This is a genomic window from Rhodococcus sp. FH8, from assembly GCF_019266085.1.
Taxonomy (GTDB): Bacteria; Actinomycetota; Actinomycetes; order Mycobacteriales; family Mycobacteriaceae; genus Rhodococcus_F; species Rhodococcus_F qingshengii.
Genome location: NZ_LPNQ01000080.1, coordinates 270,279 through 286,465, shown reverse-complemented (window position 1 = coordinate 286,465; position 16,187 = coordinate 270,279). Strand labels below are relative to the sequence as shown.

Below are 16,187 nucleotides of genomic sequence, written 5' to 3'. Positions count from 1 at the left end.
GTGCAGATCACCCGACGCACCGTACTGGCAGGCGCTGCCGCCGCACCTGCGCTCGCCGCTCTGTCGACGAACCAGGCCGTCGCAGCTTCGCCGGCACGCACCGTTTCACCCGCACGCACCGACAAGTCGTCGGCGTCACTGCAGGTGGGCGTCGGAATTTCCGACGTGACCGGACCGGTCGCCGAAGTCGGCATGATGGGCTACTCGAGCTTCGATCAACGCGCCGAAGGCCTGCACCAGCGAATGCGCGCACGCGCCTTCATCTTCGAGTCCGGCGGGTCGCGGGTCGCCTACGTGTGCGTCGACAACTGCATGATCTTCCAGTCCGTTCACGACGAGGTCCTGCGCCGACTGGCCGGGAGGTTCGGTGACATCTACACCGAACGCAACGTCATGTTGACGGCCATCCATTCACACGCGGCATGTGGTGGGGCCTCGCACAACTACGCGTACAACCTCGCAGTTCTCGGCTTCGAACTGCAGGTGTTCGAAGCCGAGGTCAACGGCATGGTCGAGGCGATCAGCGCTGCGCACGAGAACCTGGCGCCAGGCACGGTCCGTTTCGGGCGGTCCGATCTCACCGATGCCAGCGTCAACCGATCGCGAGTGGCGTTCGATCTCAATCCCGAAGAGGACAAGGCCTACTACCCCGGTGGCAACGACCACCACATGCGTGTCATGCGGATCAGTCGGGGCAGCAAGGACATCGGGGCGATCAACTGGTTCGCCACCCACTGCGCCTCGCTCACGAACGAGAACCATCTCATCTCCGGGGACAACAAGGGCGCCGCGGCGTACTTCTGGGAGCACGACGACCAGGGCGTGCGCTACCTCGACGGCGACACCAGCTTCATTGCTGCGTTTCCGCAGACCAACAGCGGCGACATGTCACCCAACCTCTTCCTCGAGCCCGGACGCGGACCGACCGAAGACGAATTCGAGAACGCACGCATCATCGGGCTGCGCCAGGTAGCGGCAGCTCGAACTGCCTTCGACGCGGCGTCCGACACCGTCACCGGTGGCGTCGACAGTCGGATCATGTACCTGGACATGGCAAATCAGGTGGTGAGCGGAAGATTCACCCCCGACGGACGCGAGCACCGCACCGCTCCGGCCGCGATCGGCGCGGCAATGAGCGCCGGAAGCGTCGAGGACGGACCGGCAATCCCGATCTTCCCCGAGGGCACCCGAAACCCCATGATCGACGCCCTGGGCGGTATGGATGCTCCTGTGCCTCAATGGCTTCAGGATGCACAGGCGCCCAAACTCGTAGTCGTTCCGGTCGGCCTGCTGCCACCGGGAGGATGGGTGCCGAACGTACTCAAGATCCAGATCCTGCGGATCGGTCAGTTCTACATCGTCGGTGGCCCTGCGGAATTCACCATCGTCTCCGGATTACGAGTGCGTCGAACCGTCGCCGAGGAGCTTGGGGTTCCCCTCGAGAACGTCATCTTCCAGGGATACGCGAACTCGTACTCGAGCTACTGCACCACACCACAGGAATACGATTCGCAGCAGTACGAGGGCGGTTCGACGATGTTCGGTCGTTACACACTGCCGGCCTATCAGCAGGGGTATGCCGCCCTTGCAGCCGCGATGCGCGACGGCACCGAACCTCCTCGCGGCCCCGCTCCGGCCGACCTGTCCGGGTTCCAACCCAGCTTCGGACCTGGCGTCGACTTCGACGAGCCCTTGCCGGGAACACAATTCGGCGACGCAACCGTCCAACCCGGCGACACCTCACCGGGTGGGCAGGTTGCCGTCGAGTTCGTCACCGGCCACCCCAAGAACGACACTCACCGAAACGGGACCTTCTACGAGATCCAGCGCAATACCGGCGGATCCTGGACACGGGTCGCCGACGACAACGACTGGTCCACCAAACTGCACTGGCGCCGGGTCGGGAGCAACGGTTCCGTCGTGCGCATCACGTGGGATGTTCCGGCCGATACTCCGGCGGGTACGTATCGAGTCCAACACTTCGGTGCGTCGAAGGCTCGGGGTAGCGGCGCGATCACGCCTTTCTCCGGGGTGACCGCCGAATTCCGTCTCACCTGACCCGCGTGAACGTATCGCTCCCCTTGTTGGACAAGGGGAGCGATACGTTCACGCGATGGGGTCAGAGCGCAATGGCCAGGTTCAGGCGGCGGTCGGGTACAGCGAGGTGCTCATCGTCGACTGCTCTGACGCTGCCGGGCGGTCGATCTTCGCCGCGACGATCAGGACCAGCAGACCGGCGACGGTGACCGCCGCCCCCATCCAGATCGGGGAGGTGAAGCCGAGTCCCGCGGCGATGGTGATTCCGCCCAGCCACGCCCCGAGCGCATTGCCGACGTTGAAGGCGGCGATGTTGGCACCCGATGCCATGGTCGGTGCGGCCGACGCGTAGTTCATGATCCGCATCTGCAACCCGGGTACCGTCGCAAAACCGAAGGCGCCCATGAAGAACAGCGAGATCACAGTCATGACCTTGCTCTCCGCGGTGGCGGCGAACACGATCAGAACGACGGTCAGGATCGCGAGAATCCAGACCAGCGCCTTCGTGAGCGAACGGTCGGCCGCCTTGGCGCCGAGGAAGTTGCCGACGAACAGGCCCGAGCCGAAGAGGATGAGCAGCCACGGAACGCTGGACGTCGCGAAGCCGGTCACCTCGGTGAGGGTGAAGGCGATGTAGGTGAACGCTCCGAACATTCCGCCGTAGCCGAGGATGGTGATGATGATCGAGAGCCATACCTGCTTGTTGCGGAACGCCCCCAACTCTCCGCGCAATCCGCCGCCGGTCGTGCTGGCGGGTGTCGTCGGGACGAGTGCTGCAATTCCGATCAGGGCGATGACGCCGATAACGGTGATGGCCCAGAACGTCGAGCGCCATCCGAGTTGCTGGCCCAGCAGCGTGCCGAACGGAACGCCGAGAACGTTGGCGATGGTCAGGCCCGCGAACATCATCGCGATGGCGCCGGCGCGCTTGTTGGGCGCGACCATGTCGGCGGCAACCACCGAGCCGATTCCGAAGAACGCACCGTGGCACAGCGCCGCGACGATGCGTCCGCCCATCATGACCTCGTAGGAGGGAGCGAGCGCGGACATCAGGTTGCCGATGATGAACAGCACCATGAGCGAGAGAAGGACCTTCTTGCGCTCGAAGCGGGTGACGGCAGCGGTCAGGAGGATCGCGCCGATCGCCACCGACAGTGCGTAGCCCGAGATCAGGTAGCCCGCGACGGACTCGGTGACCTCGAAATCAGCCGAGACCTCGGGCAGGAGGCCCATGATGACAAATTCGGTGAGGCCGATCCCGAACCCGCCCATAGCGAGGGCAATGAGACCCAATGGCATCTCGATGTTCCTTTCACAGATTTACGCGTAAGCCGTTAGCGGGCGTGTGCATTAGTTGCAGGCGCGCTATAAATAGTTGCACGCGCGCGCTACATGCGCAAGCTGGTAACCTGGAGGCGCAGGAAACGGACAAGGAGAATCACATGGGGATCGCCGACGACGCCGTCGAAATCCGTTCGCAAGGGTGGCGCACGCTCGCAGCACTGCACGGCGCCCTCGACACCGAACTGGAACGCGCGCTCCAGCGTGAGCACAAACTGTCCGTCGTCGAATACACCGTGCTCGACGCACTGAGCCGCCAGGATGGCTGGCACATGCGGATGGCTCAGTTGGCTCGCGCTGCCGCACTGAGCAGCAGCGCCACGACGCGCTTGGTCAATCGACTCGAAGATCGAGGACTATTGACGCGCATCCTGTGCGCCGACGACCGTCGAGGCATCTACACCGAGCTGACGCCGGCCGGCCGCGAGCTTCTCGAAAGCGCACGGCCGACGCACGACGCCACCCTCGAAGCCGCACTCGACGAGGCATGCAAGACACCCGAACTCGCGCCACTGGTGCGCGCCCTCCACGAGCTTCCCGTCGGCTAGAAGTCTGCCGGAAGCAGGGCACGCTCTTTGATGCCCGAGACCACCTGAGCGACAAACACACTCGCATCGACGACCACCCGCCCACCACGCGCGGGGACCAGAACGTCGACGGTGCCGCCGTGCACCTCGTTGTCTCCGATCACCGCGATGTACGGGTCACGGTGAGTGCGTGCCTCGCGGATGCGACGTCCCAACGATCCGTCAGGCGCGATCGCCACTCGAACATCGCGAGCCTCGAGATCGGCCCGCAAACGCTCGGCCTCAACCTGGTGCCGGTCGCCGACGGGCAGAATCGAGACTTGGTTGGGTGCCAGCCACGGCGGCATCCGCCCTTCGAACCTTTCGATCAAAAGCGCAGTCATGCGTTCCATCGATCCGAGCAAGCCCCGATGGATCATGACGGGGCGAGCCTTGGATCCGTCCTCAGCGGTGTACTCGAGGTCGAACCGCTCCGGTTGATTGAAGTCGAGTTGCACGGTCGAGAGTGTTTCCTCGCGGCCGTGCGCGTCTCGCACCTGGACGTCGATCTTGGGACCGTAGAACGCTGCCTCCCCCTTCGCTTCCACGTACTCGATCGAGCGTTCATTCAGCGCCCCGCGAAGGTGATCCTCGGCGTCCGCCCACTGCTCGTCGGTGCCGAGGTACTGCCCCTCTCCCCCTCTGATCGAGAGGCGGTACTTCCGTTCGGCAATCCCCAGAGTCGAGTAGCAGCGCTCGATCGCGTCGAGCGCGACTATCACTTCCGCTTGCACTTGTTCACGACTACAGAAGACATGTGCGTCGTCGAGATTGATCTGCCAGACTCGACTCAATCCGCTGAGAACTCCGGAGAGTTCGCTACGGAACATCGAGCCGAGTTCACGAACGCGGAAAGGTAGCTCGCGATAACTACGACCGCGAGCGGCGAATACCTGAGCGTGATGGGGACAGTTAGCCGGACGAAGGAGAAATGACTCTCCGCCTATCTTCATTTCGGGAAACATGTCGTCCGAGAACTTGGACCAATGCCCAGATCTCTCGTACAACTCTTTCTTCGCCATAACGGGGGTATAGACACCCCGGCATCCGGATCGCGCTGCTTGTTCGGCGGCGAGCTTTTCGAGTTCGTTCCTGATGATCGCGCCGTCCGGTAACCAGAGTGGGAGGCCGGCCCCGACGGTGGGGGTGGTGGCGAAAAACTCCAGGTCGCGCCCGAGTTCGCGGTGGTCAACGCTCATGAGAGCTCTCCGAATCGTTCAAGGGGAGACGCACACGGAGCGACGAAACAGGAAAGCCCCGGGGCGATAACTCCCGGGGCTGAAAGGGTTCGGTCAGCAGTTGCTAAACGATGCGCCGGAAGAGAACCGGCGTCGTCGTGTTGTGCGCAATACTGACCATGTACGTGAGGTTACATCAACTTCCTACCCACCTACAGCCCGAATTGTCGGGCCTCTATGCTGACGCAACTGGGAAGGCGCAGCAGTAGCCAACGAAACACCCACGAAGAGCGAAGTTTCGGCAATCATGTCCGAACGTGAGGTTCTCGGATATGAGGAGGATGTGCGACGGTGCCGGACCACTTGCTCGAACAGTTGATCACCATTCCTTTGTTCACGGGAATCATCGGGTACATCACCAATTGGTCGGGCGTCCTGATGCTGTTTGCGCCGATCAACTTCCACGGGATCAAAGTGCCCGGCCTCAAACTGCTCTTCCCGTTCCTCCCCCGGCGCGTCCAGGTGATCCCGGCGATCACGAGCGACGGCCGATTCGGCTGGCAAGGCATCGTCCCCTCGAGGGCGGAGAAGATGGCGTCGATCGCCGTCGACAAATCCCTCGCGAAAGTCGGCAGCATCGCCGACTTCTACCGCGTTCTGGACCCGGACAGCATCGCCGAGCACTTGGTGAACATCTCGCGCAGTGAAGTGCGCGGTGTGGTCACCAGAATCATGACGGCCGAGAATCCTCAGCTCTGGCACAACCTTCCGACGTCGGTGAAGGAAGCCGTCTTCCGCAAAGTGGAGGACGATCTGCCGGCCAGCGTGCGCATGATCACCGACCGCATCGAAGAGGACATCGACGAGTTCATCGACGCGAAGCTGATGGTGATCCGCTACCTCTCTTCGCACCCCAAACTGCTCAACGACATCTTCCGCACGATGGGCAACAAAGAGCTCAGGTTCATGCAGAACTTCGGCTTCTACTTCGGCTTCCCGATGGGCTTCGTGCTCGTCGGGATCCTCCACCTGGTTCCGCAGTGGTGGGTGCTTCCCATCGGCGGTGTGATCATCGGATACATCGTGAACTACCTCGGCATCACGATGATCTTCGAACCGATCACCCCCAGCCGTTGGGTGCCGTGGCGGCAGGGACTCTTCCTGAAACGCCGCACCGAGATCATCGCCGGGTACGCAAAAACCCTCGCCGATCACGTCGTAACGCTCGAGAACATCGGCACCGAACTCCTCGAAGGTCCCCGCTCGGACCGAACGCGGCGGATGCTCGATCAGGTACTGCGCGAATCCGTCGACGACGCAGCCGGCTGGGCAAAGTCAGTGGTCAAGATGACAGTCGGTTCGCAGAGCTACAAGCGTCTGCCCGGCCTGGCCACCACCGAAGTGCTCGACCTGTACCCCCGGGTCTTCGAGGACGCGGAGTTCGCCGAGAACCAGTCGGAGAAGATTCGTGTCTTCGTCACCGAACGCATGAGCATCCTTTCACCGGAAGATTTCAGCGAACTACTACGCTCAGCCGTCAAGCAGGACGAGTGGCTGTTGTTCGTACACGGGGCCGTGCTGGGCTCGTTTGCCGGTTTCCTACACCTCGCAATATTCGGAGTATGAGCATGAGTGAGCACGACCATCGCATGATCGTCGAAGCGGAATCGTACGACTGGGCTGCGGACATCACGCCGGTCGAATCCGTCGAAAAGCGTCTGATCCGTAGCCTCGTCGGGCTGACCGCCACGACGACGCTCACGTCGATCAAGCTGACAGGGTGGGCTTTCGGAACAGCGAAGGAGGCGACGCGGCAGATCGTTCAGGCTGCCGCCGAAGCCGCGGCAGAGGCCGCTGAATCGGCCAATGTTCAATCCGAACGTCGGGCCGAGAACACCAACGGAGACGGCTCGCGGACCGAGAACCTACGGGCAGCAATGGCAACTCGTACCAATCGCAAGCAGAGCGTCGAGGCCACTCTCGCGGCGCTGCGGGCACGCGGCGACAGGTTGCTGGACCGTTCCGCGGACGTGACCGATCGCGACGATCTGCACCCGGCCTACGACCGGATCCTTGACGAGATCGCACCCGACGAAGCTCGAATTCTTCGGCTGTTGGCCACCTCCGGTGCGCAACCGAGCGTGGACGTACGCACGGCGCGGCCGTTCGGTGTCGGCTCGGAGATGATCGACGAGGGTCTGTCGATGATCGGAGAACTGGCAGGCTGTCGTCATCTGGACCGCATCAGCGCGTACCTGAACAACCTGCATCGGCTCGGTTTGGTGGCATTCTCACGCGAGCCCGTCGAGGCCGACCGGTACCAGGTGGTCGAGGTGCAGCCATCGGTGATCGAGGCGGTCAAGCGCGCCGGCCGATCGAACAAGATAGTGCGTCGTAGCATCCTGTTGACGCCGTTCGGTGACGACTTCTGTCATACCTGTTTTTCTCTGTAGGGCCTCCGGCCCTGTGCGCCTTTTTGGTAGTTACCGCTACCAAAAAGGCGCACAGGGGGGCTTGCCCCCTACAGCCAGGTATCTTCTGTCGTGGTCGTCAGGAACGCTTCCAGATCGTCACGCCAGGTAGCCGGAACAGTCTTGTCCGGCTCGATGCCCGTGTACTGCCCGCGATAGAAGAGCAGCGGGCGTTCGGTCTTGATCTCACTCATCGACGAAACCCGACCGAAGACGACGTAGTGATCGCCGCCGTCGTGGACGGTTTCCACCGTGCAGTCGATGTGTGCAAGGGACTTGTCGATGATCGGCGAGCCCAGAGGCGATGGCGTCCAATCGATGCCCGCGAACTTGTCCGGCTCACGTGACCCGAAACGAGCACACACCGCCTGCTGTTCCTCCGCCAACACGTTGACGGCGAACTTACCGGTCCGCTCGATTGCCGCCCACGACCGAGAACCCTTGGTGGGGCAGAACAACACCAAAGGCGGGTCGAGTGACAGGGCCGCGAAAGACTGACATGCGAACCCGACAGGCTCACCGTCGTCGACTGTCGTGATGATGGTGATACCCGTGCAGAATTGCCCGAGAACCGTGCGGAACTGGCGTGGATCGATCGCCTGCTCCGCACTCACCGACGCGTCGGGCGAACTCACGGCTTCATTCCCACCGTGAAGTCGTGACCCCACAGGCTCACGGCCGTGCTTTCCCTCGCGATCCAGTTTTCGTCCTCGACCTCTAGCCCCTCACAACCGAATTCGATGTCGAACCCGCCTGGAGTCTTCATGTAGAACGAGAGCATCTCGTCGTTGACGTGGCGACCGAGAGTCGCCGACATCTTGACCTTCTTGCGCAGTGCCCGGTCGAGGCACAGTCCGACGTCGTCGGAGTTCTCCACTTCGAGCATCAGGTGCACGATGCCCGTCGGGTTGGGCAACGGCAGGAACGCCAAGCTGTGGTGACGCGGGTTGCAGCCGAGGAACCTCAGCCACGCCGGGTCGCCGTCCGCGGGCCGGCCGACCATCTGCGGAGGCAGACGCATCGAGTCGCGAAGCTTGAATCCGAGTACGTCGCGGTAGAACCGCAGCGAAGCATCGTCGTCATCGGTGGTGAGCACGACGTGGCCGAGGCCCTGCTCACCCGTCACGAACCTGTGCCCGTACGGGCTCACGATCCGGCGGTGTTCGAGAGCAGCTCCGTGGAACACCTCGAGGGAGTTGCCCGAGGTGTCCTCGAACGCGATCATCTCGACGACGCGACGGTCCTTGAGCTGCTCCGCCGTGCCTTCCTTGAACGGAACACCGGCTGCCGACAACCTGTCACGGATATCCTGCAGCTCAGCGGCATTCGCGGTTTCCCAACCCGAGACGAGCAGACGGTCCGTGTCGTTCGGAACGATGACAAGACGCGCCGGGAAGTCGTCCATACGCAGATACAGCGATTCCGCGTCGACGCCCTTGCCCTCGATCATTCCGAGGATCTTGAGTCCGTATTCGCGCCACGCAGCCATGTCGGTGGCCCCGATGCGCATGTACGCCAGAGATCGAATACCCATCATTTACCTCCGTCGAGCAGGAAGTCGGTTGCGAGCCGGTTGAATTCGTCGAACTTCTCGAGCTGCGCCCAGTGACCGCAACCGCCGAAGACGTGGAGCTGCGCGCGCGGGATCATCTTGAGCGCGACCAGTGCGCCGTCGAGAGGGTTGACCCGATCCTCACGGCCCCAGATCAGCAACACACGCTGACGAAGCTTGTACGCCTCGCGCCAGAGCATGCCGAGCTCGAAGTCACCGCTGGAGAAGGACTTACCCATCGCCTTGGCCGCAGCCAGCGACTCGGGAGTGCTGGCGGCAGCAAAACGTTCGTCGACGAGTTCCGGCGTGATCAGCTTCTGATCGAAGACCATGATCCGCAGGAATGCTTCGAGGTTTTCTCGGGTGGGCTGGTAGCTGAACTTTCCGAGGTTCTTGACGCCCTCGGTGGGGTCCGGCGCAAACAGGTTGACACTCAGACCGCCGGGGCCCATCAGAACGAGGCGACCCGCACGGTCCGGGTAGTCGAGCGCAAAGCGAACAGCAGCGCCACCACCGAGCGAATTGCCCAGCAGATCAACGCGACCGGTGATCTCGAGCGTGTCCAGGAGATCATTGAGCGCCGACGCACTGTGCACGAAGTACTGCGGATGCTCCGTCGGCTTGTCGGACTGCCCGTAACCGGGCTGATCGACCGCGATGACGTGAAAGCTCTTCGCCAACACCGGAATGTTGCGGGCGAAGTTAGACCACGACGACGCGCCTGGGCCACCGCCGTGCAGCAGCACGATGGTCTTGTCGTTTCCGACGCCCGCCTCGTGGAAGTGCAGTTTCAGATCGGGGCGCACTTGCGCGAACCGTGAAGTGGACTCGTAGGTGAGGGCTTCTTCGGTGGTTGTCACTGAGCCTCCTCTAGACCATCGTGTCGGTGATCGGCAGACCGAATTCGCCGGTTCCGAACATGACGTAGGCGCGTTCGGGATCGTTGGCGGCGTGGACGCGACCAGCGTGAGCATCGCGCCAGAAACGCTGAATAGGAGTGCCGTTCTGCAGCGCCGTGGCGCCGGAGTTCTCGAAGAGCTTGTCGATCGAGGCGATCGCGCGGCCCGTGGCGCGCACCTGGTCACGTCGAGCGCGCAGCCGCAGTTCCATCGGAACCTCTTCGCCCGCAAGGATCAACGCGTACTCGTCGGCGACGTTGCCGGAGAGCTGACGCCACGCGGCGTCGATGTCGCTGGACGCCTCGGCGATGCGCACCTTGGCAAACGGATCGTCCTTCGACTTCTCGCCGGCGAACGCAGCGCGCACACGCTTGCCCTGGTGCTCGACGTGCGCTTCGTAAGCTCCGTAAGCCATTCCGACGATCGGTGCCGAGATCGTCGTGGGGTGAATGGTTCCCCACGGCATCTTGTAGACCGGCGCGGTGTTGTTCTCGAGGCCCGGGGCGGTCAGTTCGCTCATCGCCCGGAAGCTCAGAACGCGATGCTTGGGAACAAAAACATCCTTGACCACAACGGTATTGGAGCCGGTTCCACGCAGACCGACCACATTCCACACGTCGTCGATCTGGTAGTCCTCGCGAGGAATCAGGTAGCTCACGAAATCGACTGCGCGGCCGTCCTTGAACACCGGACCACCGAGAACGGCCCAGCTGGCGTGGTCACAACCCGAAGACCACGCCCACGCACCGTTGACCTTGTATCCGCCCTCGACTACTTCACCCATACCCATCGGGGCGTAAGAGGACGAGATGCGAACGTCAGTGTCGTTGCCCCACACGTCTTCCTGCGCCTGCTGAGAGAAGAGGGCGAGGTGCCAGTTGTGTACCCCGATGATCGAGGAGACCCACCCTGTGGAACCACACGCGCTGGCGATCTTCTTGACCGCGGAGTAGAACAGCACCGGATCGGCTTCGTATCCGCCCCACTGCTTTGGCTGCAGCAAGCGGAAGAAGCCTGTTTCCTGAAGAGCCTTGATGGACTCGTCGGGGATACGACGCAGATCCTCGGTCTCCTGTGCGCGCTCGCGCAGTGCCGGCAGTAGTGCGTCGAGCCTCTGCATCACCTCGTGGCTGTCATGGTTACCCACTTCGACGCTCCCGTCTTCCTCGATCGGTTGGTTCACTTACACTTGAGACTAGAACACGTTCTCTTTTCTGTCGAGACGCTGACAAAGGTCCCGTTTGTGGCCGCAATGCTGTAACAAGTGCCCCCAAAATCTGGCGGAACCGGATCGAGTTCTATAACGTGTTCTACTAACAGCTAGAAGGGATGTGAGGTCACAATGGCGCAGATTCGCGAGATCGACGTCGGAACGGTGCAAACTCGTTTCGCCCGCGGTTGGCACTGCCTGGGTCTACTGAAGACCTTCAAGGACGGCAAACCGCACGCGATCGAGGCTTTCGGTACGAAGCTCGTGGTGTTCGCCGACAGCAAGGGCGACATCAAAGTTCTCGACGGATACTGCCGTCATATGGGTGGTGACCTCACACAAGGCGAGGTCAAGGGCGATTCCATCGCCTGCCCCTTCCACGACTGGCGCTGGGGCGGCAACGGCAAGTGCACCGGCATTCCTTATGCCCGCCGCGTGCCTCCGCTCGCACGCACCCGCGCGTGGACGACCCTCGAGCAGAACGGTCAGCTCTTCGTCTGGAACGACCCCGAGGGCAATCCGCCGCCCGAAGAGATCGTGATTCCTCGTATCGAGGGCGCGTACAGCGACGAATGGACCGACTGGACCTGGAACTCCATGGTCATCGAGGGGTCCAACTGCCGCGAGATCATCGACAACGTGGTCGACATGGCGCACTTCTACTACATCCACTACGCCTTCCCGACGTACTTCAAGAACGTCTTCGAAGGTGAGATCGCCACTCAGTACCTCAACACCACGGGCCGTCCCGACATCGGAATGGCCTCCCAGTACGGCGGCGACACGCTGCTTCGCTCCGAAGCTGCGTATTACGGACCGTCGTACATGGTCAATCCCCTGTGGAACAGCTACAGCGGATACGAGGTCGAGAGTGTTCTGATCAACTGCCACTACCCGATCAGCCCGGACTCGTTCGTGCTGCAGTGGGGCGTGACGGTGAAGAAGCCGACGGGTGTCTCCGACGAGATGGCCGACAAGTTGGCCGGCAAGTTCACCGAGGGCATCAGCGAGGGATTCCTGCAGGACGTCGCGATCTGGAAGAACAAGACCAAGATCGAGAATCCCCTTCTCTGCGAAGAAGACGGCCCCGTCTACCAGCTACGACGCTGGTACGAGCAGTTCTACGTGGACAAGGCCGACGTCACCGAGAAGATGACGCAGCGCTTCGAGTTCGAGGTGGACACCACCAAGGCAAACGAAGCCTGGCACGCCGAGGTCGAGGAAAACCTCGCACGCCAGAAGGCCGAGAAGGAAGCTGCAGCAGAAGCGGCAAAGAAGGAAGCAGAGGTCTAGTCGTGAGCGCCTCGATCGGAACCGACGCACGGTGGGCTCGTTGGGCCAAGGCACCGGACTTTGCCGGGCAAACGGAACGGCTCGAGGCGATCGCGGCCCAGACGATCGAGGACAAGCACGAATACCTCGACTCGGGTCTGCAGGAAGTCGACTGCAAGGCATGCGGCGCGTGCGTACTGGTTCGCAAGAACACGTACAAACACACCAGCGTTCAGTGGACTTCCGACCCGGCGCTGCGTTGCCACACCTTCAAAGAGGCAATTGCTTCCGGGCAGTCGTCGGCATTGAAAGACGGATGCCCGAAACTGCACGACAGCATCGCCGACGCGGTTAGGGACGGCACCATCACGGTGCGTGATCCCGAGGTCAGCTGACCTGATTGTGTAGAACGAGGGCCGACCCACGGGTCGGCCCTCGTTTTACGTTCCAGCGCCCGCGTGTCCGTCAGGCAGGCGGTCGTACCTTTCGTGCAGCCACCGCGTAGACGTCGCTCGACGTGGTGAGAGAGTTCTTTCCGCTGGCCGCCGGCACTCCCCCGCGTAGATTCACGGCCCAGTTGAGCGCACCCAGCGGTCCACACCCGCTGGCTCCCGGCGCCGCAAACACCGCATCCGAATGTGGGACTGCCGGGAACACTGCACCGGGGAACTCACCGATAGGTTCCGACGGAGGGTTTCCGGTTGTGGTCAGGTGAAGGTTGATCGGATTCGAAACCGAACCGATGTAGCAATCGTCACCGAGCAAGGGATTAGACAGCTTCAATCGAACAGGCATGGTGAGTTCCTGCTCGAGAACCTTCAGATCCGGGACTCCCACCGATTCCACCGTCGCGCTGATCTGAGTCAGTCCCAGCGGAGTATCGATCCCGAGAGCACCTCCGGGTACCGAAATCGGATTGGAATAGACCCCGTTGGACCCGTCCTGCTTGGCGACGAACGTCTCGATGAAACTGTTGTCCGGCTGGGTCGCGTATTTCACTCCGCCCGCAACCTTGAGGCTTCCGTCCGGGATCGGCACCGAAAGTGCGCCCAATTTCATGGTCCCTCCGCGAACTACGACGCTGGCGCACGTCGTCACCTCGAGATCCTCGATCGGGCACGTGCCCCAACCGTCGAAGGTCAACGGATCAACCGCTGCCGCACCGGAGGAACCGAGCGATCCGCTGCCGGAAGACCCTGACGATGATTCGTCGGCAATTGCCACACCTGCACCGGCCATGACAAATGTTGCAACTAGCGCGACTGTCGACATCACTCGAGATTTGTTGCGGCTCTTCATCTTCGAATTCCTCCACCGTTGACGGAAATTCACGAGAGCCACCCCCTGCGGATCGCACCTCGATCTACGCCCGGCACGCTACCGAGAAGTGAGACGCGGATTCACACATAACGACGATATTTCCCACCAAAGAACTACGGCGATCACGCTCGATCGAACTTCCGTCCTAGCCCGGAAACCGTATCGATCCTGTCGGCTCAGTTCGGTTCGACTGTGCCCGAACCGATGACCTGATCGAGGAACGGCCCGAACATCTCCCCCAGGTTCTCGGCGATCTGATCGGGGGTACCGAAAGACAACGTCACGTGACTGATCGCCAGACGCACTATCGTGCTGCCGAACATCTCGGCATGGATGCGGTCGACGTTCGCCCAACTGGTCATGAAGATCTCGGCCAACCTCGCGCTCGCATGTTCGAGCAGCGGAGTCCCGTCAGTGGTGACCAAGCTCAGCAGGTCGTGCTGCGGCCGGGGACCGACAATGCTGACCACCATCGGATCCCGGGCACCGGCGTCGAAGAAGGCACGGAAGGCTGCCGAGACCGCGCCCCGCGGATCCGAATGATGGAGCGTTACTTCGCGTTCCACCTCTTCGAGGAACTCGTCAACGAAACGGATGAGGTATCCGGACGCCAATCCCTGGCGGGACGTGAACTCCTTGTACAACGTCTGCCGGCTCATGCCCGCAGCTTCCGCGATATGCGCCATCGTGATGTCGTTCCACGATTTCTCGGTCAAGAGTTCGCGTGTGGCGTCGAGCGCTGACGCACGGAGGAGTTGACGAGCTGCCTCGTGGTACGGGACACGGGCACGAGCGGTGGACATATCGGGAAGATTTCCATCGCCCGTGCTCGGTGTCAAAACGGTGGACACGCAAGCCACAGAAGTCACGAGTGCACTCAGAGCACCGGTGAGGCGACAAGACCCGCCGCAAGTTCGGTCAGATCCCTGTTTGTATCGGCGAGTACGTCGGCGCTGATGTCCGGGGAGCGTTCGATAAGGGTTCGCACGGCACGAATGTCCTTCGGCCGGCCCACGCTCACAGCACCGACGATATTTCCGTCGCGCATGCAGATCGCAGTGAAGTCATAGGAGTCCAAGTCTCCTCGAACTATTACGGTGTCGTCCGCGCCTGGCCAACCAGCTACTTGAATGTTGCGGCCGAATTGGTTCGACCAACTCCAAGGGACGGATTCGAAGGGTTCTTCCTTCCCGACGATGGTCTTGGCAACTGCAACTGCGTGGTCCTGCGCAGTGTTCCAGTGCTCACCACGGTGCATGCCGCCGAGAAAACCGTTGGGCACGTTGGCCACATCGCCGATCGCGTACACATTATCGACAGACGTCCTGAGGTATCCGTCTACCGAAATCCCGTTGTCCACCGCAATACCCGCAGCAGCAGCCACATCGGTATCGGGCAAGGATCCGATTGCGACGACGGCCAACTCCGCTGTCCACTCGCGTCCGTCACGCGCACGTGCGGTGACGCCGTCGGCACCCGTCGTGAGCGTCTCGAGGTCGACTCCCGTCTGCAAGGCGACGTCCGCCGAGGCGTGCAGCGCGGCGATCTTCTCCGCTATCGACGGTGGAAGCAGCCTGGACAGGGGCACCGGTTGCGCTTCGAGAACCTGCACACTGCAACCCAAGTCGCGTGCCGTTGACGCCACCTCCGATCCGATCAAGCCACCGCCGACCACCAGTAGCGAGGATCCTTCGATCAGCTGGGATTGCAAGCGTCGCATGTCTGCGATATCCCGAAGATAGTGAACGCGCTCGGAATCTTCGTTCTCCAACCGTCGGGACCGTCCACCCGTGGCAAGAATCAGAACGTCGTAGTCGATGCTGTCACCGTCGGCTAAAAGTACTGTGCGGGAATCTGTGTCGATACTCGTGACAGTTGCGCCGATCCGAAGATCGATACTCTGCTCGGTCCAGAAAGTCGACGGCCGCAACCGAGCCCGATCGATCGACGCTTTCCCGGACAGTAGCTCCTTCGACAGCGCTGGGCGGCGGTACGGCTCCTCAGGTTCGCTGCCGATCAGGATGATGCTGCCGCCGAACCCTTCCTTGCGCAGGGCCTGCGCCGCACCGGCACCGGCGATGCCCGTGCCCACGATCACCACGGTGCGTGTGTCGGACTCGCGGACCGCTGTCATCAGCGGTCCACCTCCACCATTTCGAAATCGACTTTGGCAGCACCACAATCAGGGCAAGACCAGTCTTCGGGAATCTCGTCCCAGCGAGTACCCGGCTCGATACCGTCGTCGGGCCAGCCGATCGCTTCGTCGTACTCGAACCCGCACTGGAGGCAGCGGAACAATTTGTAAGCAGTGGCAGTCTCGGACATCGGTTTTCCTTTCGCC

Annotated in this window: 16 protein-coding genes; 6 read left to right on the top strand and 10 right to left on the bottom strand. The window is 62.0% G+C overall.

Annotated features, from left to right (window positions below; all coding sequences use genetic code 11):
• Positions 1–2,058: a neutral/alkaline ceramidase gene (locus ATN38_RS28060; protein WP_042449415.1), complete on the top strand. Its 2,058-nt coding sequence runs from the start codon at positions 1–3 to the stop codon at positions 2,056–2,058.
• 81 nt (positions 2,059–2,139) lie between these two features.
• Here the strand turns inward: ATN38_RS28060 and ATN38_RS28055 are convergent, their stop codons facing one another.
• Positions 2,140–3,336 carry an MFS transporter gene (locus ATN38_RS28055; protein WP_020906161.1) on the bottom strand — a complete coding sequence of 399 codons (1,197 nt, stop codon included), beginning with the start codon at positions 3,334–3,336 and terminating at the stop codon, positions 2,140–2,142.
• Positions 3,337–3,479: 143 nt separating this feature from the next.
• Here ATN38_RS28055 and ATN38_RS28050 point away from each other — a divergent pair, with 143 nt between their 5' ends.
• Positions 3,480–3,926 carry a MarR family winged helix-turn-helix transcriptional regulator gene (locus ATN38_RS28050; protein WP_003945852.1) on the top strand — a complete coding sequence of 149 codons (447 nt, stop codon included), beginning with the start codon at positions 3,480–3,482 and terminating at the stop codon, positions 3,924–3,926.
• Here ATN38_RS28050 and thrS read toward each other — a convergent pair.
• Positions 3,923–5,143, bottom strand: coding sequence for a threonine--tRNA ligase (gene thrS, locus ATN38_RS28045; RefSeq protein WP_218749125.1), 1,221 nt, complete (start codon positions 5,141–5,143; stop codon positions 3,923–3,925). The genes ATN38_RS28050 and thrS overlap by 4 nt on opposite strands.
• A 330-nt stretch (positions 5,144–5,473) precedes the next feature.
• Between thrS and ATN38_RS28040 the strand changes: the two genes are divergently transcribed.
• Positions 5,474–6,748 carry a DUF445 domain-containing protein gene (locus tag ATN38_RS28040; RefSeq protein WP_007734105.1) on the top strand — a complete coding sequence of 425 codons (1,275 nt, stop codon included), beginning with the start codon at positions 5,474–5,476 and terminating at the stop codon, positions 6,746–6,748.
• 2 nt (positions 6,749–6,750) lie between these two features.
• A complete protein-coding gene (locus ATN38_RS32975) occupies positions 6,751–7,575 on the top strand; it encodes an Abi-alpha family protein (protein WP_054188052.1) in 825 nt (274 codons plus the stop codon).
• A gap of 68 nt (positions 7,576–7,643) precedes the next feature.
• Here ATN38_RS32975 and hsaB read toward each other — a convergent pair whose 3' ends face one another.
• From hsaB to hsaA, 4 genes are read right to left on the bottom strand one after another with little or no spacing between them, the layout of a single operon-like run.
• Entirely contained in the window at positions 7,644–8,228 is a 585-nt protein-coding gene (gene hsaB / locus ATN38_RS28030) for a 3-hydroxy-9,10-secoandrosta-1,3,5(10)-triene-9,17-dione monooxygenase reductase subunit (RefSeq protein ID WP_003945677.1), read from the bottom strand.
• The gene (hsaC, locus tag ATN38_RS28025; RefSeq protein WP_003945585.1) at positions 8,225–9,127 is read right to left on the bottom strand and encodes an iron-dependent extradiol dioxygenase HsaC; all 903 of its coding nucleotides are present in this window, start codon (positions 9,125–9,127) and stop codon (positions 8,225–8,227) included. The genes hsaB and hsaC overlap by 4 nt, the downstream gene beginning before the upstream one ends.
• Positions 9,127–10,005: a 4,5:9,10-diseco-3-hydroxy-5,9,17-trioxoandrosta-1(10),2-diene-4-oate hydrolase gene (hsaD, locus tag ATN38_RS28020; protein WP_003945808.1), complete on the bottom strand. Its 879-nt coding sequence runs from the start codon at positions 10,003–10,005 to the stop codon at positions 9,127–9,129. Before hsaD ends, hsaC begins: the two co-directional genes overlap by 1 nt.
• Positions 10,006–10,015: 10 nt before the next feature.
• A complete protein-coding gene (hsaA, locus tag ATN38_RS28015) occupies positions 10,016–11,191 on the bottom strand; it encodes a 3-hydroxy-9,10-secoandrosta-1,3,5(10)-triene-9,17-dione monooxygenase oxygenase subunit (RefSeq protein ID WP_039973406.1) in 1,176 nt (391 codons plus the stop codon).
• A gap of 195 nt (positions 11,192–11,386) precedes the next feature.
• Between hsaA and ATN38_RS28010 the strand changes: the two genes are divergently transcribed.
• Together ATN38_RS28010 and ATN38_RS28005 are read left to right on the top strand one after the other, a co-directional pair.
• On the top strand, positions 11,387–12,547 hold the full coding sequence (locus tag ATN38_RS28010) for a Rieske 2Fe-2S domain-containing protein (RefSeq protein WP_003945847.1): 1,161 nt from the start codon (positions 11,387–11,389) through the stop codon (positions 12,545–12,547).
• 2 nt (positions 12,548–12,549) lie between these two features.
• Positions 12,550–12,921, top strand: coding sequence for a hypothetical protein (locus tag ATN38_RS28005; RefSeq protein ID WP_003945499.1), 372 nt, complete (start codon positions 12,550–12,552; stop codon positions 12,919–12,921).
• Positions 12,922–12,991: 70 nt separating this feature from the next.
• On the opposite strand, the gene ATN38_RS28000 is transcribed toward ATN38_RS28005, so the two are convergent.
• From ATN38_RS28000 to ATN38_RS27985, 4 genes are all read right to left on the bottom strand, one after another.
• The gene (locus ATN38_RS28000) at positions 12,992–13,825 is read right to left on the bottom strand and encodes a hypothetical protein (RefSeq protein WP_003945441.1); all 834 of its coding nucleotides are present in this window, start codon (positions 13,823–13,825) and stop codon (positions 12,992–12,994) included.
• A 197-nt stretch (positions 13,826–14,022) separates the two neighbouring features.
• A complete protein-coding gene (locus ATN38_RS27995; protein ID WP_007734097.1) occupies positions 14,023–14,649 on the bottom strand; it encodes a TetR/AcrR family transcriptional regulator in 627 nt (208 codons plus the stop codon).
• Between the two features lie 74 nt (positions 14,650–14,723).
• Positions 14,724–15,980, bottom strand: a complete 1,257-nt coding sequence (locus ATN38_RS27990; RefSeq protein ID WP_073512033.1) for an NAD(P)/FAD-dependent oxidoreductase — start codon at positions 15,978–15,980, stop codon at positions 14,724–14,726.
• The gene (locus tag ATN38_RS27985) at positions 15,980–16,171 is read right to left on the bottom strand and encodes a rubredoxin (protein WP_007734094.1); all 192 of its coding nucleotides are present in this window, start codon (positions 16,169–16,171) and stop codon (positions 15,980–15,982) included. The genes ATN38_RS27990 and ATN38_RS27985 overlap by 1 nt, the downstream gene beginning before the upstream one ends.
• Positions 16,172–16,187: the final 16 nt, after the last annotated feature.

What these genes read in the sequence shown, in the direction of transcription:
- ATN38_RS32975 (WP_054188052.1), top strand. Translation starts at nt 6,751, where the DNA reads ATGAGTGAGCACGACCATCGCATGATCGTCGAAGCGGAATCGTACGAC.
- ATN38_RS28000 (WP_003945441.1), bottom strand. Translation starts at nt 13,825, where the DNA reads ATGAAGAGCCGCAACAAATCTCGAGTGATGTCGACAGTCGCGCTAGTT.
- thrS (WP_218749125.1), bottom strand. Translation starts at nt 5,143, where the DNA reads ATGAGCGTTGACCACCGCGAACTCGGGCGCGACCTGGAGTTTTTCGCC.
- ATN38_RS28010 (WP_003945847.1), top strand. Translation starts at nt 11,387, where the DNA reads ATGGCGCAGATTCGCGAGATCGACGTCGGAACGGTGCAAACTCGTTTC.
- hsaC (WP_003945585.1), bottom strand. Translation starts at nt 9,127, where the DNA reads ATGGGTATTCGATCTCTGGCGTACATGCGCATCGGGGCCACCGACATG.
- ATN38_RS27995 (WP_007734097.1), bottom strand. Translation starts at nt 14,649, where the DNA reads ATGTCCACCGCTCGTGCCCGTGTCCCGTACCACGAGGCAGCTCGTCAA.
- ATN38_RS28055 (WP_020906161.1), bottom strand. Translation starts at nt 3,336, where the DNA reads ATGCCATTGGGTCTCATTGCCCTCGCTATGGGCGGGTTCGGGATCGGC.
- ATN38_RS27990 (WP_073512033.1), bottom strand. Translation starts at nt 15,980, where the DNA reads ATGACAGCGGTCCGCGAGTCCGACACACGCACCGTGGTGATCGTGGGC.
- ATN38_RS27985 (WP_007734094.1), bottom strand. Translation starts at nt 16,171, where the DNA reads ATGTCCGAGACTGCCACTGCTTACAAATTGTTCCGCTGCCTCCAGTGC.
- ATN38_RS28050 (WP_003945852.1), top strand. Translation starts at nt 3,480, where the DNA reads ATGGGGATCGCCGACGACGCCGTCGAAATCCGTTCGCAAGGGTGGCGC.